Raw genomic sequence first — 20,806 nt, 5'->3', positions numbered from 1 at the left:
GCAAGCAATATCTTGCCGCACGCGTTTGACGGCGGCGCAATGGCGCCGGCAGGCCGGGCATAGAAGTCTTTCGAATCGCACCCTCAAAAAGAACACCCTCTGCGCGGGCTCGCGCACGGAGCACACCACCATGCGTTTGATCACTTCCCTTATCGCCGCCGCCGCACTGGTTCCGGCCGTGGCCCTGGCCGACGCCGTTAAAGTCGGCATCGCCAACGATATCTCCGGCCCGTTCTCGGCCTTGGGCGCTGAAGCCCGCGACGGTTTCAACCTGGCCATCAAGCAACTGGGCAGCAAGCTCGGCGGGCAGCCCGCCGAATTCGTGCAGACCGACATGGGCGGCAACCCGGATCAGGCCCGCCAACTGGTCACGCGCTACATCCAGCGCGACAAGATTGATTTCTTCACTGGCCCCATTGGTTCCAACGTGGCGCTGGCCGTCGGCCCCGCGCTGTTCGCCGCCAAGGTGCCGTACCTGTCGAACAACCCGGGCCCCAGCCAGTTCGCTGGCGCCCAGTGCAATAACTACTGGTTCGGCACGTCCTACCAGAACGACGCCTTCCACGAAGCCGCCGGCAAGGTCGCAGCTGACCGTGGCTTCAAGAAAATGTTCATCATGGCCCCGGACTACCCGGCCGGCAAAGATGCGCTGACGGGCTTTAAGCGCGGCTACAAGACCGCCCCGGGCGACGAGGTCTACACCAAGCTCGGCCAGATCGACTACGCGGCGGAAATCGCCCAGATCCGCGCCGCCAAGCCGGACGCCGTCTACATCTTCCTGCCGGGCGGCATGGGCATCAACTTCGTCAAGCAGTTCGTGTCCGCCGGCCTGTCGCAAAACGTCAAGCTGATCGGCCCGGGCTTCTCGGCTGACGAAGACGTGATCCAGGCCGTGGGCGACCCCATGCTGGGCATGTACAACACGGCGCAATGGGCGCATGACCTGGACGTGCCGCAGAACAAGATCTTCGTTGACGCCTTCCGCAAGGAATACAACGGCCGCTACCCGTCCGTGTACGCCGCCCAGGCCTACGACGTAATCATGGCCATGGACGCCGCCGTCAAGCAGGCAGGCGGCAAGGCCTCTGACCGCGACGCCATCATCAAGGCGCTTGAGAAGGCCGACTACCCGTCGGTGCGCGGCAGCTTCACCTACGGCAAGAACCACTATCCGATCCAGGCCTACTACCTGCGCGTGGTCGACAAGGACGGCAACGGCCGCATCACCAACAAACTGGTGGGCAAGGTGTTTGACAAGTACCAGGACGTCTACGTCGGCGAGTGCAAGCTCTAAGGTAAGACGCTACGCGTGCGTGGGGGCGTCCGGCCATGCCGGACTGACCCGCCCCGCGCCGCCAGCCATCGCAGGTTCGAATCGCACGCGCACCGCTCGCAAGGTCCGCGGCAGGGGGAAGTGTTCATGACGTTTACGCTGATCGTCGAGCAATTGCTGAACGGTCTGCAGTTTGGGTTGATGTTGTTTCTGATCGCGGCCGGGCTGACCCTGGTCTTCGGCATCATGGACATCATGAATCTGGCTCACGGCTCGCTCTACATGGCCGGCGCCTATGTCGCCGCCGAAACCATGCAGCGCACAGGTTCATTCACCGCCGCCGTTCTGGTGGCGGCCGTCGCCACCGGCCTGGTTGGCGTGGTGTTGGAACTGACGCTCATCCGCCGCCTGGCGCTGCGCGACCACCTGGCTCAGGTGCTGGGCACCTATGCCGTCATCCTTATCGCCAATGATCTGGTCAAGATGATCTGGGGCCCCGCGCCCGTCATGCTCAACATGCCCGCCGTGCTGTCCGGCCCGGTGCGCCTGTTGCCCGATCTGCTGTACCCCGCTTACCGCCTGATGATCATCGTGTTCGGCGTGGCCGCGGCCGCTGGGCTGTATTGGTTCGTGACGCGCACCCGCGCGGGCGTTCTGGTGCGGGCCGGCGCGTCCAACCGCCAGATGGCCACGCTGATGGGCGTGCGCGTGCCGCTGCTGTTCCTGGGCGTGTTCGTGCTGGGCGCCATGCTGGCCGCCGTGGCCGGCGCGCTGCTGGGGCCGATCACCTCGGTGCAGGTGGGCATGGGTGAAGAAATCCTGATTCTGGTGCTGGTGTGCATCGTCATCGGCGGTATCGGTTCGATCCGCGGTGCGTTCGTTGGCGCCTTGCTGGTGGGCATGGTGGACACGGCCGGGCGCGCGTTTCTGCCGATGCTGTTGCGCCAGGTCTTTTCGCCGGCCGTGGCATCCAGCGTCGGCCCGACGCTGGCCGCCATTGCCATTTATGTCTTGATGGCGGCTGTGCTGGTGTTCCGGCCCTCTGGCCTGTTTCCGGCGCGGGGTTGATGATGAGAACCACACTCTGGACGGTGGTCCTGCTGGCGGCCTTGGCGGCGTTCCCGCTGGTGGCGCCTGCACTGGGCCTGGACTTCTACATTTCGTTCGTGCGCCGCGTGCTTATCTACGCGCTGGCCGCGACCAGCCTGAATTTGATTCTGGGCTACGGCGGCATGGTGGCGCTGGGGCACGCGGCCTTCTTCGGCGCGGGCGCCTACGCCGTGGGCATTCTGGCGATGTCGGGCATCACGTCGGCGCTGATCGTCTGGCCGGTGGCGATGCTGCTGGCGGGCGTGCTGGCGGCCATTACCGGGGCGATCTCGCTGCGCACCCGTGGCGTGTACTTCATCATGATCACGCTGGCGTTCGCGCAGATGCTGTTCTACATCTTCATTTCGTTGCGCCAGTACGGCGGGGAAGACGGGCTGAACCTGCCCGGCTATTCCACGCTGCCGGGCATCGATCTGGCCAATGACGTCAGCTTCTATTACTTGGTGCTGGTGCTGTTTGCGCTGCTGATGTGGGTGTTCAGCCGGGTGGTGTCTTCGCGCTTTGGCACGGCTTTGCAGGGCATCCGCGAAAACGAATCGCGCATGGAGTCCATGGGTTACCCGGTCTACCGCATCAAGCTCGTGGCCTTCACGCTAAGCGGGGCGGCGGCGGGTTTGGCGGGCGCGCTGCTGGCCAACCATAACCTCTTCATCTCGCCCAGCCTGATGCATTGGACGCAGTCGGCCAACCTGCTGATCATGGTGCTGGTGGGCGGCATCGGCCTGCGCTGGGGCGGTGTGGCCGGCGCGGTTGTGATGCTGACCCTGGAAGAAGTGCTGCGTCTGTGGACGGAATACTGGCATCTGCCGCTGGGCGTGCTGCTGCTGTGCGTGGTGTTTGGCGCACCGCGCGGTTTGGTCGGGTTGTTTGGCCCGTGGTTTGGCGGCCGTGCCGCATCGGGCAAGGTGGGATCATGAGCGCAGTGATGAATGGCAGTTCCACCATGAACGGCAATTCCACGGCTAGCCCGGTCTTGCAGGCGACGGGCCTGGTGCGCCGCTTCGGCGCGCTGGTCGCCACCGACAATGTGTCGCTGTCTTTGAACCCGGGCGAGATCCACGCCCTGATCGGCCCCAACGGCGCAGGCAAGTCGACGCTGATCCACCTGTTGTCCGGCACGCTGGCGGCCGATTCCGGCACGCTCACCGTGGGCGGGCGCGACGTGACCAGCATGAACGCACACCAGCGCGTGGCGGCAGGGCTGTCGCGCTCGTATCAGATCACCAATATCTTCAAGCAGTCCACCGTGTTGGACAACCTGGTGCTGGCGGTGCAGGCGCACGCGGGCTCGAGCTTCCGATTCTGGAAGCCGCGCGCGGCCGAATCCGCGCTGTATGAACAGGCGCGCGAACTCGCGCGTGAATGCGCCATCGACGCCAGCTTGCTCGAACGCCCGGCCGGCACGCTGCCGCATGGCGAGCAGCGCAAGGTGGAATTCGCGCTGGCGCTGGCCGCAAGGCCCAGCGTGCTGCTGCTGGACGAACCCATGGCCGGCATGGGGCCGGACGAAACCGTCCGCCTGACCGAACTGATTGAAACGCTGCGGGGCCGCGCCGCCATGCTGCTGGTAGAACACGATATGCAGGCGGTGTTCCGCTTGGCTGATCGCCTGTCGGTGCTGGTGTATGGCCGCGTGATCGCGACCGGCACGCCCGACGAAATCCGCGCCAATCCGGAAGTGCGGCAAGCCTATCTGGGCGACGAGGAGACCGCGTGATGCTCACCATCGAATCGGCCAAAAGCGGCTACGGCGCCAGTCAGGTGCTGTTCGGCGTGGATTTGCAGATTGGCGCTGGCCAGGTCGTGACTTTGCTGGGCCGCAATGGCATGGGCAAGACGACGCTGCTGCGTACGCTGTTCGGCCAGTTGCCGCTGCGCGGCGGCAAGATCCATTTCGCAGGGCAGGACATCAGCGGCTGGAGCTCTGACCGCATCGCGCGGCTGGGTGTGGCCATCGTGCCTGAAGGGCGGCAGTGCTTTCCCAACCTGACGGTGCGTGAGCACCTGACGGCATTCGTCGCCGCGCGCAACCCCGACATCGGCGACCCCTGGACGCCCGACCGCGTGTTCGATCTGTTCCCCCGGCTGCGCGAGCGTGCGCGCAACATGGGCAATCAACTGTCCGGCGGCGAGCAGCAGATGCTGGCCATCGGCCGGGCGCTGGTCACCAACCCGCGCCTGCTGATTCTGGACGAGGCCACCGAAGGCCTGGCGCCCAAGATCCGCGAAGAAATCTGGAACTGCCTGGCGCGGCTGCGCGAAGCGGGGCAGACCATTCTCGTCATCGACAAATATGTCGAAAGGTTGCTGAGCCTCGCGGATCAGCACGTCATTCTGGAACGCGGCAAAGTGGTCTGGACGGGCGACTCCCCGTCGCTGGATGCCGACCGCGCCCTATGGGAACGCTATCTGGGCGTGTAGTAATAAAGCCGCAAGAAGCGTGGGCGAGCACGTAAAAAGCACGATATAAATCGCAATAAAGCGGCATTTACATTGCTGCGTTGAAACTTAAGGTGTCTAGAACGCATCCAGACGTTTGCACCTGTTTCAATTGCCCCCACTGTTCTCTACACTTGCAGCGCCGGGCCCATCGCGTGCCTACCAAGGTGGGCACGCACGTCACGTCTTATCAAGCTGTCAGGGAAGACTTCGCATGGCGAAATGGGGTTTGCGCAAAAAATCATTGATGGCGCTGTTGTTGGCGTGCGTGGTCGCTTTAGCGCCCGCTGCCGTGATCGGCTGGCTGGTGCTGGACGGGGTCCGCGACCACTTCGGGCGCGCCTTCGCCGACAACTTCACGCAGTTGAACCGTCAACGCATCCTGGCGCCGGTGTCGCGCGAGCTGGCCTTGTCCTTGCGGCTGGCCGACAGCGAAGTCACGCGGCGTTGGTTGCGCAACGAAGACGACCCGGCCGCGCGTGAACTGTTCTTTCGCGAAGCCGACGGCTACCGCCGTGACCTGCTGGGCCGCGCATATTTCATTGCCAGCGCCGAGTCCGGCCACTACTACTTCAACGACGACAAGCCGCTGTCCGAGACGCCGCGCTACACGCTGAGCCGCAGCGCCGCCGACGACGGCTGGTTCTACGCCACGCTGAAGTCACCGGCCAAATACAACATCAACGTCAATCCCGACCTGAAGCTCCAGACCACCAAGGTGTGGATCAACGCCCAGGTGCGCGACGGCGACAAGGTCGTGGGCCTGACCGGCGCCGGTCTGGATGTGGGCGGCTTCCTGCGCGAATTCGTCAACAGCGGCCAGCCGGGCGTGACACCGATCATCGTTGACGAGGACGGCGCGATCCAGGCGCATATGGACGCGTCGCTGATCGCGTACAACTCGGGCGCGGGCGGCGGCGCAGGCACGCGCGGCCAGGTGTTCAACCTGTTGGACGCTGGCCCCAGCCGCGACGAACTGCGTGCCGCCATGCACGCGGCCCAGGCCGACCCGCAATCGGTGCAGACCGCCTGGGTCAATATGGACGGCACGCGCCAATTGGTGTCGGTCGCCTACATGCCCGAACTGCACTGGCACGTGCTGACGGTGGTGGACCTGGGCGCGGCCCGCGTGCTGGACACGGGCTGGCTGTGGCCTGCCGCGATCGGCCTGGTGTTGTTGTTCGCCGCCATGCTGCTGTGCTTCGGCTTCGCCATCGAACGCTTGATGCTGCGCCCATTGCGCCGCTTGCAGCAGTCAGCCCGCGCCATCGCCGACGGCAGCTACGACGTGCGCCTGCCGCCGGGCGGGCAGGACGAAATCGGCGACCTGAGCCGCGCCTTTGGCGTGATGGCCGACAAGGTTCGCCAACACACCGCCGAACTCGAAAGCAAGGTGCGCGAACGCACGTCGGAACTGGAAGACGCCAACCGCGCCATGGCCGCCGCGCACAAGAAGATCGGCGACTCGATCGACTACGCCAGCCTGATCCAGCGCGCCATCCTGCCAGACCGCCAGTTGACGCAGTCGCTCGGTGCGCATCACTTCGTGCTGTGGAAGCCGCGTGATGTGGTGGGGGGTGACTTCTATGTGTTCCGTTCCGACGGCGCCAATTGCCTGTTGGGCATCATGGACTGCGCGGGTCACGGCGTGCCGGGCGCATTGATGACGATGCTGGCGCGCGCCGCCATCGATCTGGCCATTACCGAGGCCGGCCCCGCCGATCCGGCCGGCATTCTGACCCGCACCGACACCGCCATCCGCGCCATGCTTGCGGATGCGCAACTGCCCCGCGCACTGGCCACGAATACCGACGCGGGCCTGGTATATATTGACCGGCAGTCCGGGCGCCTGCGCTACGCGGGCGCCAAGATCAGCCTGTACGCCAGCGATGGCGAGACGCTGCGCGAGATTCCCGGCGGTAAGCGGGCATTGGGCGACAAACGCACGGGCGCTTACGAAAATATTGATTTGCAGATGGAACCGGGCTGGACGTATTACCTGGCGACGGACGGCTTCCTGGACCAGGCAGGCGGCGAGCACGGATTCGGGTTCGGCAACACGCGTTTTGCAGGAATGCTCAAGAGACACGCCCGGCAGCCGTTAACTGAACAGGCCGCCGCATTTACGCAAGCGCTGGCCGAGTACCAGGGTGGCCGTCCCCAGCGTGACGACATCACCCTGCTGTCTTTCCGTTTCGATTAAACGTTTTCCGGGTGATAACCCCTATGAATGCCTCCGATCTCTACGCGCTGGGTGAACGGTTCAACCAGAACCGCACCTTGCTGTGCTTCAACGGGCCGATCTCCCGCAGCCTGATCGAGGAAATCGGCAATGCGCTCAAAAATTACCTGAACGCGGAACACGCACGGCCGGCGGAGGCCATGGACGTTTTTTCGGTCTATATCGAAATGATCCAGAACATCCGCCAATACGCCGCCGCCAATGGCGACGCTGAAGCCTCGGCCACGGTGGTGATCGGCCGCCGCGATGAAAGCCGCTACGTGGTGTCGGCGGGCAACCTGGTGAAGACCGAGGACGGCCATGCGCTGGTCGCCCGGATTCGCGAGCTGGCCGCATTGGACAAGGCGGCGCTGAAGGCCGAATACAAGATGCAGCTGCACAAGCCGCGCACCCAGGGCGTGGCTTCGGGCGCGGGCCTTGGGCTGATCGACATCGCGCGCCGCGCCGGCGCTCCGCTGGAAGCCAGCCTGACGCCCGCCGCGGGCGAGGGCCGGGCGTTCTTCAGCCTGAGCGTCGTGATCTGAGGGCGCCCGCGCGCATTCCAGAATCATTTTCGGAGTATCTGATGAAAGAGTTGAACATTCCCGGGACGCAGTCCACGCCTGCCATCACCGCCGACGCCGACGCCGGCGTGCTGGTGATGCGCGGCGACTCCTACCCCGAGAATTCCTTTGAATTGTTTGGCCCGGTGATCGAATGGGTCGAGGCCTACCTGCTGGGTTCGGCCGCCCCGTTGAGCCTGGAATTGGAGCTGCTGTACCTGAACACCAGCAGCATCAAGTCCGTCATGGACATTTTCGATCTGCTCGAAGCCGCCCACGGCAAGGGCCGCCAGGTCAGCGTGACCTGGTTCTATGACAGCCGCAATGAACGCGTCGGCGAACTGGCCGAAGAATTCAAGGAAGACTGCACGTTTCCGTTCTCGGTGGTTGGCCGAGAATGAAACCGGGCGCCGCCGAACTGGATCGCCGCATCGTCGCGCTGCTGGCGGACCCGGCCTATGCCGGCCATCCCTTGCGGGAAGCCCTGGAGTCGCTGTGGCAGCACACCGCCGAGCAGATGGCGCGTATCGAACGCGTGACCCAGCTGTCGGACGCCTATCAGACCATGGCGCATGAGCGCGAGCTGGGCCTGTACGACAAGTTTGACCGCCAGTTGCGGCGCTTGACGCGCATTGCACGCATTTCCGATCACTACCAGAGCATGATGCGCGACCTGAATGTGGCGCTGGAAGAAACGTCCAACCGCGATCCGCTGACCAGTTTGCTGAACCGGCGCGCCTTGATGGAAATGATCAAGCAGGAAGTCGGGCGCGCGGCACGCAGCGGCGAGAGCTTTGTCGTGGCGATGCTGGATGTGGACCACTTCAAAGCGGTCAATGACCGCTTCGGCCATGAAGCGGGCGACCGCGCGCTGGTTGAGCTGGCCGGCGTGCTGGTCAAGAGCCTGCGTGAATATGATTTGTGCGGCCGTTGGGGCGGGGAGGAATTTCTGGTGCTGCTTCCCAACACGCGGCCCGAAGCCGCGCAAGGCGTCATGGACCGGCTGGTCGGCGCGGTGCGCGGGCTGGCGGTTGAGGCGGGCGACGAAGTATTGAGGTTGACGGTCAGTATCGGCATGGCGCATCACCAGTTGGGCGAGACCTTCTCGGAAACGCTCAGCCGTGCTGACCAGGCGCTGTACCTGGCCAAGCAGGACGGACGCGACCGCGTGACGCTAGGCTTTCCAAAGCGCTGAATGAAACCGGATCAGCTGTATTCCGGTATGGAGCCCCTTATGCTTGATACTCATGTAAGCGTTTCGAGCGCGGGCCCCCAGGGCGCCGCGTGGCATGCGGGCAATTATCTGACGTCGATGGATCGGGCGCTGTTGCTGTTCGATTTCGATGCCGACGGTTCGCTGATGAACGCCAACGCCAATTTCCTGGCCGCCGTGGGTTATACCCGCGAAGAGGCCCTGGCGCTGCGCCACGACATGCTGTGCGACAGCATGGACGAGGGCAAGGGCATCGCCAGCGGGGAGCAGATCTGGACCCGATTGCTCCAGGGCGAACACTTTTCAGGCACCTGCCGCTACCGCATGAAAAATGGCGGCACGCTGTGGATCGAAGCCACGTATATGCCGCTGCGCAACGATGAGGGCGACGTCGCGCGCATCTCGGTCATTTCGCGCAAATCCATCGCGGACGCCGAGCGCCAGGAAGAAGTCCGCCTGCTGCTCTTGGGCATCAACGAAACGGGCAACGCGGTGGCGGTCTCCGGTTGCGATGGCCGCATCGTCTATGTGAACGACGGCTTTCAGCGCATGCTGGGCTTCGCCCGCGGCGACGCCTTGCACCAGGAATTGGGCGAACTGCTGGCTGGTGGCCGCCCCGACGGCGGCACCCGCGAAGAGCTGGACCGCCGCATCGCCTGCCGCGAAGGGTTCCACAAGGACGTCCTGGTCTACGACCGCGGCGGCAAGCCGCTGTGGGTGTCGGTCATGGCGAACTCCGTGTTCGATGACCGCGGTACGCTCGTCAATGTCGTGGACGTGCTGACCGACATCACGCCGACCAAGGTGCACGAGGTGCTGCAACGCCGCGTGCTGCAAGCCATGGTGAACGAGGCCTCGGTGGTCGAGGTCATGAACATGGTGTGCCGCGAGGTTGAGCGCCTGGCGCCCGAAGTGGCGGCCACCGTGCTGCGCGTGGACGACACCGGCCACCTGCGGCCGTTGGCGGCCCCGAGCATGCCGGCCCCCTATACCGATGCGCTGGACGGCGTGAAGATCGGCCCGCAAGCCGGCGCCTGCGGCACGTCCGCATTCCTGGGCCGCCCGGTCATCGTGCCGGACATCGCCACCGACCCGCTCTGGGACGACTACCGCCACCTGCCGTTGCCGGAGGACGTGAAGGCCTGCTGGTCGTCGCCCATCAAGTCGAGCGACGGCCGGGTGATCGGCACCTTCTGTTTCTATTTCCGCGAACGCCGTCTGCCCGACGATTTCCATCATCGCCTGGTGGATGTCTGCGTCTATCTGTGCGCCCTGGCGCTGGAGCGCGAGGAAGCCCGCGCCCGCATCCGCCAACTGGCGTTCTACGACGAACTGACGGGCCTGCCGAACCGCAACCTGCTGCTGGCGCAAGCCGAGCAGGCCATCGCGCGCGCCGAACCCGAGCGCAAGCGCGTGGCGGTGCTGTTCCTGGACCTGGACCGCTTCAAGCAGGTCAACGACACGCTGGGCCATCCCATCGGCGACGCGCTCCTGCGCGATGTGGCCCAACGCCTGCGCCGCCTGGCGCGGCCGGCTGACATCGTGGGCCGGCTGTCGGGCGACGAATTCGTGATGCTGATGCCGGACTTCGAACACGGCCGCCTGACCGCCGCCGCTGAGCACATCCTGGTGGCGTTGGCGCAGCCGTTTTCGGTGGGCGGCATTACGCTGAACCCATCGGTCAGCATCGGCATCAGCGTGTTCCCGGAGAATGGGCGCGACATGGATACGCTGCTGCGCCACGCCGACATGGCGATGTACCAGGCGAAGACGGCGGGCCGCAACCGCATTTCGTTCTTCAGCGCCGAGATGAACCGCCAGGCGCAAGAGCGTCTGGCCCTGGAAGCCGCGCTGCGCGACGCGCTGGAAGCCAAGGCGCTGCGCTTGCACTATCAGCCGCAAGTGGGCTTGAAGAACGGCAGCTTGTACGGGGTGGAAGCGCTGGCCCGCTGGCGCCATCCCACGCTGGGCGACATTTCGCCCGTGCGCTTCGTGCCGCTGGCCGAAGAGTGCGGGCTGATCGGCGACCTGGGCGACTGGGCGCTGCGCGAGGCGTGTTCGCAACTGTCGATCTGGCGCAACAACGGCCTGCGCGTGCCGTCGGTGTCGGTGAACCTGTCGGCGACCAACTTCCACAATTTAAATTTGCCGAGAATGATCGCGGCAACGCTGGCCGAGTTCGGCCTGGCCCCGGCGGATTTGATGCTGGAGATCACCGAAGGCGTGGTGCTGGATGCGACGGCGGGCACGTTGCGGACGATCGCGGAGCTGCATCGCTTAGGCGTGCGCTTGTCGATGGATGACTTCGGGACGGGGTATTCCAGCCTGGGTCACTTGCGGCGGCTGATCGTGGATGAACTGAAGCTGGATCGAAGCTTTGTCCAAGGCTTGGAAAGCGATGATGCCGCGCGCGCGCTGACGAGTGCGGTGATTCGTATCGGGGAAAGTTTGAGTCTGCCGGTGGTTGCCGAGGGTGTGGAGAACGAGGAACAGCGGCGATTCTTGATCGAGCAGGGGTGTGCGGCGGGTCAAGGCTTCTTGTTTTCGCCGCCGTTGCCAGCCAATGATCTTGAGGAGTGGCTGCGGGGCAGGCCGTAGCAGTCGGGTGTCAGACTGCATTAAACATGGGTTCTTAAGACGCCCGTGGGTTCGGGGGCCTGGGGTGCGCGGGGCAACGATTGCGGTCCGGAGCCTTCGCTCCGGACTTGCCTAGGCGGCCCCCCCCTGCGTCATCCTCGTACGCCTTCGGCTCCCTACGGATTCCCTCGGGCTTATCGACGCCCCGCGCACCCCAGGCCCCCGAACCCACGGGCTCTGGAAGTTGCAATCTCACGTCAGCGGGGACGGTCAGGGTCTTTGAGGTTCTCGCCACGGGGATTTGAGTGATGGAAGATCTTGCGGGGCCCGCTCCATGCCGGCCGCGCGGGCGGCCTTGTGGAGCTTACGCGTCGTGGTGCGCGGTGATGCTTTTCGCTTCGCGTGTGGCGGCTTTGTTCGGGTTCTTCTTGACGGTTGCCACGCTTCATCCATCCCACGAGGCACGGTCACCCGTTGAACTCCGGTGCGGTGGCGCGCGACGGGTCGGCACGCGCAAGGCCGTGCCGGACGCGCGCCACCCCTCTACCCCCCCAAAAACGTGCGGGGGCTCCACTAGCAAACGACTCCCCCACATTCGCGAAAGCGAACCCCATCCAATCGCGCACCACCGCGTATGCCGAGTAAGGCCGCCCGCGCGGCCGCCACTCGGCGGGCATCGCAGCACTCGTCACTAATGCACACCCTAGCAGCGCCCCGATCCAAGACATCGGCAGCCCGTCGTCGGGGTGGGCGTGACGGCGCGCAACCTTGATGCGCCCGAGGGAATCTGAAGGGAAGGCCGAAGGCCTGGACGAAGATGACGACGGGGCAGTCCGGAGCGAAGGCTCCGGACCGCAATCGTGGGCGCGCGCCGTCACGCCCACCCCGACGATGGGCGACCTACGAAGCTCCCACGCCCGCCCGCCCAAAACAACCTCATCCCACGAAGCCCCTACGAGCGCCCACCCGACACACCCCCCACCCCCGAGCCCCCTGCGCCCGCCCACCCCACACCCCCCAGAAGCCGTCCCCCTTTCCCCCTCCCGCACCTAATAGCTTTCCCCCATTTGCGAACCCTCAACTTCAGGTATATATTTCAAGCCTAAACTATCCAGACCTAAATATCCGCGGCCCCCCGCTCTAGATAAACGAGCGACTGTCGCGTACCTCGGAGCGTATACGGCAATGAAAATAGTCTGCATCGGCGGCGGTCCCGCCGGCCTGTATTTCGGTCTGCTCATGAAACTGCAGAACCCTGCCAACGACATTACCGTCATCGAACGCAACCGTCCGTATGACACCTTTGGATGGGGGGTGGTGTTCTCCGACGCCACCATGCAGAACCTGCGTGAAGCCGATCCCGTTTCCGCTCAAACCATTGGCGATGCGTTCAACCATTGGGATGACATCGACATCAACTTCAAAGGCCGCAGCATTCGCAGCAGCGGCCACGGCTTCATCGGCATTGGCCGCAAGAAGCTGCTGAACATCCTGCAAGCGCGTTGCGAAGAAGTTGGCGTCAAGCTGGTGTTTGAGAACTTCGTCCAGGACGATCAATCCATCGCCCGCGAATACGACGCTGACCTCGTCATTGCCTCCGACGGCATCAACAGCCAGATCCGCACCCGCTACGCCGACACCTTTCATCCCGACATCGACCAGCGCCGTTGCCGCTTCGTCTGGCTCGGCACCAAGAAAGTGTTTGACGCCTTCACCTTCGCCTTCGTCCAGACCGAACATGGCTGGTTCCAGGCGCATGCGTATCGCTACGAAGATGGCATGTCCACCTTCATCGTGGAAACGCCTGAAGAAACGTGGCAAGCCGCCGGCATCGAGCAGATGAGCCAGGAAGAGGGCATCGCCTATTGCGAAAAGCTGTTTGCGCCCTGGCTGGACGGCAATGCGCTGATCAGCAACGCCTCGCACCTGCGCGGCTCTGCCATCTGGATTCGTTTCCCGCGCGTCATCTGCAACACCTGGGTGCACTGGAACACGCTGGATACCGCGCGTGGTCAGCGCCGCGTGCCGGTTGTGCTGATGGGCGACGCCGCCCACACCGCCCACTTCTCGATTGGCTCCGGCACCAAATTGGCGCTGGAAGATTCCATCGAACTCGCGCGCTGCCTGAGCGGCGCCGAAGGCAGTGTGGAAGCCGGCCTGAAGCACTACGAAGAAGTGCGCAGCGTTGAAGTGCTGAAGATCCAGAACGCCGCGCGCAACTCCACCGAGTGGTTCGAAAACGTCGAACGCTATGCCGAACTGGAACCCGAACAGTTTGCCTATTCGCTGCTGACCCGCTCGCAGCGTATTTCGCACGAAAATCTGCGCTTGCGCGACCCGGCCTGGCTTGAAGGTTTCGAGCGCTGGATCGCCGAACGCGCTGGCGCGCCCACTGAATCCGGACAGCGCCCGGCCATCCCCATGCTGACGCCTTACCAAGCGCGCGGCGTGCGGCTGAAGAACCGCATCCTGGTGTCGCCGATGGCCATGTATTCCTGCACCGATGGCGTGCCGGGTGACTTCCATCTGGTGCACCTGGGCGCGCGCGCCATGGGCGGCGCCGGGCTCGTCATGGTGGAAATGACCTGCGTGTCGCCGGATGGCCGCATCACCCCGGGCTGCCCCGGCTTGTGGAACGACGACCAAACGCAGGCCTTTGCCCGCATCGTGAATTTTGTGCATGGCAACAGCGACGCCCGCATCGGCGTGCAATTGGGCCATGCCGGGCGCAAGGGCTCCACGCAGCTGGGCTGGCAGAAGATCGACCATCCGCTGGCCGAAGGCAACTGGCCGCTGCTGTCGGCCTCGGCCTTGCCCTATATCGAAGGCGTGTCGCAGACGCCGCGCGCCATGTCGCGCGCCGACATGGACGACGTGCGCGACAACTTCATCTCGGCCGCCCGCCGGGCGCAGGAAGCCGGTTTCGACTGGCTGGAACTGCACTGCGCGCACGGCTACCTGTTGTCCAGCTTCATCTCGCCGCTGACCAATCACCGCGGCGACGAGTACGGCGGCAGCCTGGAAAACCGTTTGCGCTTCCCGCTGGAAGTGTTCCGCGCCGTGCGCGAAGTGTGGCCCGAAGACAAACCCATGTCGGTGCGTATTTCGGCCAGCGACTGGGTGGAAGGCGGCATCACCGCCGACGACGCCGTCGAGATCGCGCGCTACTTCAAGGCAGCGGGCGCCGACATGATCGACTGCTCGTCGGGCCAGGTCAGCAAGGAAGAAAAGCCGGTCTACGGCCGCATGTTCCAGACCCCGTTCGCCGACCGCGTGCGCAACGAAGCGGGCATTCCCACCATCGCCGTGGGCGCCATCTTCGAAGCCGATCATGCCAACGGCATCATCGCCTCGGGCCGTGCCGACCTGTGCGCGCTGGCGCGTCCCCATTTGGCTGACGCCTCTTGGACGCTACGCGAGGCGGCGCGAGTCGGCTACCGTGATGTGGCGTGGCCCAACCAGTATTTTGCGGGCAAGCGCCAACTGGAAACCAACTTCGAACGCGCCGCCGCCATGGCGCAACTGGATATCAAATGACAACACTTGCGCAACCGCTCGCCGGCCGCCATGCGTTGGTGACGGGTGGCGCGCGCGGCATCGGTCTGGCAAGCGCCCGCGCGCTGCTTGAACGCGGTGCGCGCGTCACGCTGCTGGGCCGCGATGGCGCGGCGCTGGACGCCGCCGCCGACACTCTGGCCCGCTTGGGGCAGGTGCAAACCGTCAGTGCCGACATCGCGGACGAAGCGTCGGTGCGCGCGGCCTTCACGCAGGCCGAAGGCGAATTCGGCCCGGTACTGGTGCTGGTGAACAACGCCGGCCAAGCCGTCAGCCAGCGCTTTGACCGCACGGATTCGGCGCTGTGGCAGCAGATGATTGCCGTCAACCTGACCGGCACGTTCCACTGCATCCAGGCCGCGCTGCCGGGCATGCTGCAAGAAAAATGGGGCCGCGTCATCAACGTGGCGAGCACGGCGGGGCTGATCGGTTACGGCTATGTCAGCGCTTACTGCGCCGCCAAGCACGGCGTGATCGGGCTGACCCGTTCGCTGGCGCTGGAAACCGCCACGAAGGGCGTCACCGTGAACGCGGTGTGCCCCGGCTACACCGAGACCGACATCGTGCGCGGCGCGGTCACGAACATCGTGGACAAGACCGGCATGACGCCGGAAGCCGCTCGGGCAAAACTCGCCGAGCGCAACCCGCAGGGCCGCCTGGTGCAGCCCGAGGAAGTGGCCGAGACGGTGGCCTGGCTGGCGTTGCCGGCATCCGCCTCCATCAACGGCCAGGCGATCGCCGTGGACGGCGGCGAAGTCATGACCGGCTAAGGCTGGCGCGCCCCATCAACCCCTGGATAACGAACGGAGACACCATGAGCACCCAGTCCGAAGAGCACACCATGAAGCACCACAAACGTCCGATGGCCGGCTATCAGGCCAAGACGTTCCTGTGGCAGGTGTCGGCCGACGGCAAGATCGGCACGGTTACGCTGAATCGTCCGGAACGCAAGAACCCGCTGACGTTCGATTCCTACGCTGAACTGCGCGACCTGTTCCGTTCGCTGGTGTATGCCACCGACGTCAAGGTTGTGGTCGTGACGGGCGCGGGCGGCAACTTCTGCTCGGGCGGCGACGTGCACGAGATTATTGGTCCGCTGACCAAGATGACGATGCCTGAACTGCTGGACTTCACGCGCATGACGGGCGACCTGGTCAAAGCCATGCGCGCCTGCCCGCAGCCCATCGTGGCCGCGGTGGATGGCGTGTGCGCCGGCGCCGGCGCGATGGTCGCGCTGGCCGCCGACATGCGCTTGGGCACACCCGCCGCGCGCACCGCGTTCCTGTTCACGCGTGTGGGTTTGGCTGGCGCCGACATGGGCGCATGCACCTTGCTGCCGCGCATGATCGGGCAGGGCCGCGCGTCTGAGCTGCTGTACACGGGCCGTGCCATGACGGCGGAAGAGGGCGCCAGCTGGGGCTTCTTCAACGCGCTGCACGAATCCGGCGCGCTGGCGGATGCCGCCCAGACGCTGGCCGCCCAACTGGCCGCCGGCCCGACGTTTGCGCATGGCGTCACCAAGAAGCTGCTGCATCAGGAATGGAACATGGGCGTGGACGAAGCCATCGAGGCCGAAGCCGAAGCCCAGGCCATCTGCATGCAGACGCGCGATTTCCATCGCGCCTACGAGGCCTTCGTGGCCAAGCAAAAGCCGGTCTTCGAGGGGAACTGATGATGCGTGACGCAAGCTGGCTGGACTGGCCTTTCTTTGACGACGCGCACCGCAAGCTGGCGCATGACGTTGACGCCTGGTGCGAAAAGTCGCTGGGCGATGTTGACCATCACGACGCGGATGCGGCCTGCAAGAAACTGGTGAAGGCCATGGGCCAGGCAGGCTGGCTGCGCTACGCCGTGGCGGGCGGCCCGGGCGGCGCCTGGGGCGGCGCGCTGCCTGAAGTGGATTCCCGCGCGGTCTGCATTTTGCGCGAAACGTTTGCCCGCCACGAAGGGCTGGCGGATTTCGCATTCGCCATGCAGGGCTTGGGCAGCGGCGCTATCTCGCTGATGGGCTCGGACGAATTGCGCCAGCGTTATCTGCCGCGCGTGGCGCAAGGCGAAGCCATTGCCGCCTTTGCGCTGTCCGAACCCGACGCGGGCTCGGACGTGGCGGCGCTGGCTTGCGAAGCCAAGCTCGACGGCGATCACTACGTGTTGAACGGCGCCAAGACCTGGATCTCGAACGGCGGCATCGCCGACTTCTATGTGGTGTTTGCCCGCACGGGCGAAGCGCCGGGCGCGCGTGGCATCAGCGCCTTCGTGGTGGATGCCGACACGCCTGGGTTCGAGGTCAGCGAACGCATTGAACTGATCGCGCCGCATCCGCTGGCCACGATCACGTTCGACAACTGCCGCGTTCCGCTGTCGCACCGTTTGGGCGATGCCGGGCAGGGTTTCAAGCTGGCCATGATGACGCTGGATATTTTCCGCGCGTCGGTGGCCGCGGCCGCGCTGGGCTTTGCCCGCCGCGCGCTGGATGAAGGCCTCGCGCGCGCCAAGTCACGCCGCATGTTCGGCCAGACGTTGGCCGACCTGCAACTGACGCAAGCGGCGCTGGGCGACATGGCAACGGCCATCGATGCCTCGGCGTTGTTGACGTATCGCGCCGCGTGGATGCGCGACGTGCAAAAGCTGCGCACCACGCGTGAAGCAGCGATGGCCAAGATGATGGCCACGGAATCGGCGCAGACCGTGATCGACCGCGCGCTTCAGATGTTCGGGGGCGCAGGCGTGGTGTCGGGGATGCCGGTGGAGAAGCTTTACAGGGAAATCAGAGCGCTGCGTATTTACGAAGGCGCCACCGAAGTGCAGAAGTTGATCATCGCCCGTGAACTGTTGAAGGCGTAAGGGGCCAGCGAGCCCTCGACCTTCCGCAAAGCAAACCACACCGCACCGCACACTCCAAGGGGAATGACATGGAAAGCTCCGCCCACATCGACACTTTTGCCCGGGACAATCTGCCCCCGGGCGAACAATGGCCAGAGTTCTTGCTCGACGGGCCCGACGTGGCGTATCCCAAGCGCTTCAATTGCGCCGTTGAACTGGTGGACGCCATGGCCGACCGCGGCTTTGGCGACCGCGTGGCGCTGCGCTGGCGCCAGGACGGCAAGCCGGCCACGATGACGTATCGCGAACTGGCCGCGCTGACCAACCGCATCGCACGCGTGCTGACCGAGGACATGAAGCTGGTTCCCGGCAACCGTCTGCTGTTGCGCGGGCCGAACAATCCGATGATGGCCGCATCGTGGCTGGCCGCCATCAAGGCGGGCCTGGTGACGGTGCCCACGATGCCGCTGCTGCGCGCCAAAGAGCTCAAGCAGATCATCGAGAAGGCGCAGATTCAGGCGGTGCTGTGCGATGCGCGCCTGAAGGACGAAGCCCAATTCTGCGCCCAGCCCGAGCACGAACATCACTGCGCGGGCCTGTCGCAGATCATGTATTTCAACGACGCCGCGCCCGATGCGCTGGACGCGTTGGCCGCAGCCAAGCCTGACGATTTCACCGCCTGCGACACCGCGGCTGACGACGTGTGCTTGATCGCCTTCACCAGCGGCACGACGGGTTCGCCCAAGGGCTGCATGCACTTTCACCGCGATGTGCTGGCGATGTGCGATTTGTTCCCCAAGCACGTGATCAAGCCCGGCCCGGACGACATCTTCTGCGGCACGCCGCCGTTGGCGTTTACCTTTGGCTTGGGTGGTTTGCTGTGCTTCCCGCTGCGCGTGGGCGCAAGCACGGTGCTGGCGGAAAAGCTGACGCCGGAAAGCCTGTTGGAACTGATCCAGGAATTCCGCGCGACCATCGTGTTCACGGCGCCCACGTTCTACCGTCAGATGGCGGCGCTGGTGGGCAAGTTTGATTTGTCGTCTTTGAAGAAGAGCGTATCGGCGGGCGAAGCTTTGCCGGACGCGACGCGCCAGCTGTGGAAGCAGGCCAGCGGCATCGAGATGATCGATGGCATTGGCGGCACCGAAATGATTCACGTGTTTGTGTCCAGCCCGCCCGAAGCCGTGAAGCGCGGGGCCATTGGCCGCGTGGTGCCGGGCTATGTGGCGCAGGTGGTGGACGACGATATGAACCCGGTGCCCAATGGCACGGTGGGCCGTCTGGCGATCAAGGGCCCCACGGGGTGCCGGTATCTGGCCGATGAACGCCAGCGCCGTTTCGTGCAAAGTGGCTGGAATCTGCCGGGCGATACGTTTGTGCAGGACGATGACGGCTATCTGTTCTATCAGGCGCGCAACGACGACATGATCGTGTCGGCGGGCTACAACATTGCCGGCCCGGAAGTGGAAGACGCGTTGTTGCGCCATGAAGCCGTGGCCGAATGCGGGGTGGTGGGTGCGCAGGACGACGAGCGCGGCCAAGTGGTCAAGGCGTTCGTGGTGCTGAAGCCGGGCTTTGCGCCCAGCGATGAGTTGGTCGCGGCGATGCAGACGTTCGTGAAGGCCAACATTGCGCCTTACAAGTACCCGCGCGCGATTGAATTCGTGGCGGCCTTGCCGCGTACCGAGACCGGCAAGCTGCAACGGTTTGCGTTGCGCAATATGGCTTGAACAGGCAATCAGGAAATCATCATGGCCGCACCTTTCACCAGCCAGGTCGAAGTCCGCTTCCGTCATTGCGATCCGGCGGGCATTGTTTTCTACCCGCGCTATTTCGAGATGATCAATGACTTTGTCGAAGAATGGTTCGACAAGGGCATGGGGTTGCCGTTTCATGCGCTGCATGTGGACCGGCACATCGGTACGCCGATGGCGTCGGTGACGTGCGATTTCAGCGCGCCCAGCCGCTGGCACGAACGCTTGCGTCAGACGCTTTCCGTGCAGCGGATTGGCGGCGCGTCGTTCAAGGCGCTGGTGCGTTTCGAAGGGCCGGACGGCCAGTTGCGCTTGTCGGCAACGCTGACGATTGTGACGGTGGATTTGCGGACGATGAAGTCCATGCCCATGCCTGCGGACCTGCGGGAACGCATGCAGGATTATCTGGCGCCCGCGGCGTAAGCGGCGGGGGCCACCCTGTAGTTTGTTTTCTTAAAAATAGGATGAGACGTTATGAAGATTCTGCAACCGCCGGATTGGATGGCGCCACGGGGCTATTCGAATGGTGTGCTCACCGAAATGACGGTGGGCAGCAAGCTCGTGTTCGTGGGCGGGCAGGTGGGGTGGAATGGGCAGCAGCAGTTCGAATCGGATGATCTGGCGGACCAGGTCCGCCAAACGCTGTCGAACATTGTCGCCATCTTGGCCGAGGGCGGGGCGAAGCCTGAGCATATTGTCCGGATGACTTGGTATGTCGTGGACAAGGATGAGTACGTGGCGGCGTATCCGGCGATCGGGAAGCACTACCGGGAGTTCATCGGACGGCATTTTCCGGCGATGACGGCGGTGGAAGTGGCGGATCTGGTTGAGGATCGGGCTAAGGTGGAGATTGAGGTCACTGCTGTGGTGCCGGCTGTTGGGGGTTAGGTTCTTTTTACGCCTGGGGGTTCGGCGGCCTGGGGTGCGCGGGGCAACGATTGCGGTCCGGAGCCTTCGCTCCGGACTTCCCCCTTGTCATCGTCGTTGTCGCCTTTGGCGACTGCCTTCCGATTCCCTCGGGCTTATCGACGCCCCGCGCACCCCAGGCCGCCGAACCCCCAGGCTCCGCCAGTGCAAACTTGACGTCAGCGGGGGCGGGCGGCTTTCTTAGGGCTTCGTTCGTCAATGGTGGCTGGTGGATGATCTTGCGGGGCCCGCCCCATGCCGGCTGTGGTGGTTTAATTTTGGTGGACACCCAGATAGGTTGAACCTAGGAGGTGAGTCATGACCAAGATAAAACGGCGTGCCTTTACGGCGGAGTTCAAGCTCGAGGCGGTG

17 protein-coding genes are annotated in these 20,806 nt (G+C 64.5%); all 17 read left to right on the top strand.

Features of this window, described 5'->3' with window-relative positions:
* Positions 1-130: 130 nt before the first annotated feature.
* The 17 genes from HV765_RS30795 (at position 131) to HV765_RS30715 (ending at position 20,416) form a co-directional block, all read left to right on the top strand.
* Positions 131-1,294, top strand: a complete 1,164-nt coding sequence (locus tag HV765_RS30795) for an ABC transporter substrate-binding protein (protein WP_054421323.1) — start codon at positions 131-133, stop codon at positions 1,292-1,294.
* Between the two features lie 126 nt (positions 1,295-1,420).
* A complete protein-coding gene (locus tag HV765_RS30790; RefSeq protein WP_046807392.1) occupies positions 1,421-2,341 on the top strand; it encodes a branched-chain amino acid ABC transporter permease in 921 nt (306 codons plus the stop codon).
* A complete protein-coding gene (locus tag HV765_RS30785; protein WP_054421324.1) occupies positions 2,341-3,300 on the top strand; it encodes a branched-chain amino acid ABC transporter permease in 960 nt (319 codons plus the stop codon). The genes HV765_RS30790 and HV765_RS30785 overlap by 1 nt, the downstream gene beginning before the upstream one ends.
* Positions 3,297-4,100 (top strand): ABC transporter ATP-binding protein, encoded by an 804-nt coding sequence (locus tag HV765_RS30780; protein ID WP_420840202.1) that lies wholly within the window; start codon positions 3,297-3,299, stop codon positions 4,098-4,100. Before HV765_RS30785 ends, HV765_RS30780 begins: the two co-directional genes overlap by 4 nt.
* On the top strand, positions 4,100-4,804 hold the full coding sequence (locus tag HV765_RS30775) for an ABC transporter ATP-binding protein (protein WP_054421326.1): 705 nt from the start codon (positions 4,100-4,102) through the stop codon (positions 4,802-4,804). Before HV765_RS30780 ends, HV765_RS30775 begins: the two co-directional genes overlap by 1 nt.
* Before the next feature lie 232 nt (positions 4,805-5,036).
* Positions 5,037-7,025, top strand: a complete 1,989-nt coding sequence (siaA, locus tag HV765_RS30770) for a biofilm regulation protein phosphatase SiaA (protein WP_217483409.1) — start codon at positions 5,037-5,039, stop codon at positions 7,023-7,025.
* Between the two features lie 23 nt (positions 7,026-7,048).
* Positions 7,049-7,588, top strand: a complete 540-nt coding sequence (gene siaB, locus HV765_RS30765; RefSeq protein WP_054421327.1) for a biofilm regulation protein kinase SiaB — start codon at positions 7,049-7,051, stop codon at positions 7,586-7,588.
* 41 nt (positions 7,589-7,629) lie between these two features.
* Positions 7,630-8,007, top strand: a complete 378-nt coding sequence (gene siaC / locus HV765_RS30760) for a biofilm regulation phosphoprotein SiaC (protein WP_175172029.1) — start codon at positions 7,630-7,632, stop codon at positions 8,005-8,007.
* Positions 8,004-8,801 carry a biofilm regulation diguanylate cyclase SiaD gene (gene siaD, locus HV765_RS30755; protein ID WP_175172027.1) on the top strand — a complete coding sequence of 266 codons (798 nt, stop codon included), beginning with the start codon at positions 8,004-8,006 and terminating at the stop codon, positions 8,799-8,801. The genes siaC and siaD overlap by 4 nt, the downstream gene beginning before the upstream one ends.
* Before the next feature lie 39 nt (positions 8,802-8,840).
* The gene (locus HV765_RS30750) at positions 8,841-11,417 is read left to right on the top strand and encodes a sensor domain-containing protein (protein WP_254600789.1); all 2,577 of its coding nucleotides are present in this window, start codon (positions 8,841-8,843) and stop codon (positions 11,415-11,417) included.
* A gap of 1,164 nt (positions 11,418-12,581) precedes the next feature.
* Complete coding sequence (locus HV765_RS30745; RefSeq protein ID WP_054423253.1) at positions 12,582-14,933, top strand: bifunctional salicylyl-CoA 5-hydroxylase/oxidoreductase; 2,352 nt, start codon at positions 12,582-12,584, stop codon at positions 14,931-14,933.
* Positions 14,930-15,721 carry an SDR family NAD(P)-dependent oxidoreductase gene (locus HV765_RS30740; protein WP_175172024.1) on the top strand — a complete coding sequence of 264 codons (792 nt, stop codon included), beginning with the start codon at positions 14,930-14,932 and terminating at the stop codon, positions 15,719-15,721. The genes HV765_RS30745 and HV765_RS30740 overlap by 4 nt, the downstream gene beginning before the upstream one ends.
* A 44-nt stretch (positions 15,722-15,765) precedes the next feature.
* Positions 15,766-16,623, top strand: a complete 858-nt coding sequence (locus HV765_RS30735) for an enoyl-CoA hydratase family protein (RefSeq protein WP_054423255.1) — start codon at positions 15,766-15,768, stop codon at positions 16,621-16,623.
* A 2-nt stretch (positions 16,624-16,625) separates the two neighbouring features.
* Complete coding sequence (locus HV765_RS30730) at positions 16,626-17,795, top strand: acyl-CoA dehydrogenase family protein (RefSeq protein WP_054423370.1); 1,170 nt, start codon at positions 16,626-16,628, stop codon at positions 17,793-17,795.
* 68 nt (positions 17,796-17,863) lie between these two features.
* Entirely contained in the window at positions 17,864-19,504 is a 1,641-nt protein-coding gene (locus tag HV765_RS30725) for an AMP-binding protein (RefSeq protein ID WP_175172022.1), read from the top strand.
* Positions 19,505-19,525: 21 nt separating this feature from the next.
* Entirely contained in the window at positions 19,526-19,951 is a 426-nt protein-coding gene (locus HV765_RS30720) for an acyl-CoA thioesterase (protein ID WP_054423257.1), read from the top strand.
* 51 nt (positions 19,952-20,002) lie between these two features.
* The gene (locus HV765_RS30715) at positions 20,003-20,416 is read left to right on the top strand and encodes a RidA family protein (RefSeq protein WP_175172021.1); all 414 of its coding nucleotides are present in this window, start codon (positions 20,003-20,005) and stop codon (positions 20,414-20,416) included.
* Positions 20,417-20,806: the final 390 nt, after the last annotated feature.

Origin of the sequence: Achromobacter kerstersii (assembly GCF_902859595.1) — a bacterium.
Classification (GTDB): Bacteria; Pseudomonadota; Gammaproteobacteria; order Burkholderiales; family Burkholderiaceae_B; genus Achromobacter; species Achromobacter kerstersii.
The sequence above is the reverse complement of the archived record's forward strand: the minus strand, read 5'-3'. Positions and strand labels throughout refer to the sequence as shown.

Bases quoted from the DNA above. Each gene is read 5' to 3' on its own strand.
- HV765_RS30795 (WP_054421323.1), top strand. From the start codon at position 131: ATGCGTTTGATCACTTCCCTTATCGCCGCCGCCGCACTGGTTCCGGCC.
- HV765_RS30790 (WP_046807392.1), top strand. From the start codon at position 1,421: ATGACGTTTACGCTGATCGTCGAGCAATTGCTGAACGGTCTGCAGTTT.
- HV765_RS30785 (WP_054421324.1), top strand. From the start codon at position 2,341: ATGATGAGAACCACACTCTGGACGGTGGTCCTGCTGGCGGCCTTGGCG.
- HV765_RS30780 (WP_420840202.1), top strand. From the start codon at position 3,297: ATGAGCGCAGTGATGAATGGCAGTTCCACCATGAACGGCAATTCCACG.
- HV765_RS30775 (WP_054421326.1), top strand. From the start codon at position 4,100: ATGCTCACCATCGAATCGGCCAAAAGCGGCTACGGCGCCAGTCAGGTG.
- siaA (WP_217483409.1), top strand. From the start codon at position 5,037: ATGGCGAAATGGGGTTTGCGCAAAAAATCATTGATGGCGCTGTTGTTG.
- siaB (WP_054421327.1), top strand. From the start codon at position 7,049: ATGAATGCCTCCGATCTCTACGCGCTGGGTGAACGGTTCAACCAGAAC.
- siaC (WP_175172029.1), top strand. From the start codon at position 7,630: ATGAAAGAGTTGAACATTCCCGGGACGCAGTCCACGCCTGCCATCACC.
- siaD (WP_175172027.1), top strand. From the start codon at position 8,004: ATGAAACCGGGCGCCGCCGAACTGGATCGCCGCATCGTCGCGCTGCTG.
- HV765_RS30750 (WP_254600789.1), top strand. From the start codon at position 8,841: ATGCTTGATACTCATGTAAGCGTTTCGAGCGCGGGCCCCCAGGGCGCC.
- HV765_RS30745 (WP_054423253.1), top strand. From the start codon at position 12,582: ATGAAAATAGTCTGCATCGGCGGCGGTCCCGCCGGCCTGTATTTCGGT.
- HV765_RS30740 (WP_175172024.1), top strand. From the start codon at position 14,930: ATGACAACACTTGCGCAACCGCTCGCCGGCCGCCATGCGTTGGTGACG.
- HV765_RS30735 (WP_054423255.1), top strand. From the start codon at position 15,766: ATGAGCACCCAGTCCGAAGAGCACACCATGAAGCACCACAAACGTCCG.
- HV765_RS30730 (WP_054423370.1), top strand. From the start codon at position 16,626: ATGCGTGACGCAAGCTGGCTGGACTGGCCTTTCTTTGACGACGCGCAC.
- HV765_RS30725 (WP_175172022.1), top strand. From the start codon at position 17,864: ATGGAAAGCTCCGCCCACATCGACACTTTTGCCCGGGACAATCTGCCC.
- HV765_RS30720 (WP_054423257.1), top strand. From the start codon at position 19,526: ATGGCCGCACCTTTCACCAGCCAGGTCGAAGTCCGCTTCCGTCATTGC.
- HV765_RS30715 (WP_175172021.1), top strand. From the start codon at position 20,003: ATGAAGATTCTGCAACCGCCGGATTGGATGGCGCCACGGGGCTATTCG.